The organism is Kineococcus sp. AC630, from assembly GCF_979255925.1.
Window position 1 is genome coordinate 1 of record NZ_CEEDMJ010000078.1, and the last position, 275, is coordinate 275.

The 275-nt window shown below is 78.5% G+C and carries 1 pseudogene; it reads right to left on the minus strand.

The features are described 5' to 3' along the window. A pseudogene (locus AC0I8G_RS25925) lies at window positions 1–275 on the minus strand (hypothetical protein); the annotation flags it as partial.

The window sequence follows — 275 nt, forward strand, 5'->3', positions numbered from 1 at the left end:
CCGTCGCTGGTGGAGGCGCTCGCGAACCCGCCCCCGGTCAGCTGGTCGGCGACGTTGGCGGCCGGCCCGGCCGGGGCGCCGACGTTGAGGCCCTGGACGGAGATGCCGGACGGCGCGACGAGCAGTTCGGAGCTGTCGGCGGGGTTCCCGGGGGCCGTCGCGGTCGGGGTCGCCGACGTGGGTCCGGCGGTGTCGGTGGCGATCTGCTGCCCCAGCCCGGCGGCGGCGGCGGTCCACTGCAGGCGGTGGTGGTCGGCGGGGTCCTCCTCGGTGGG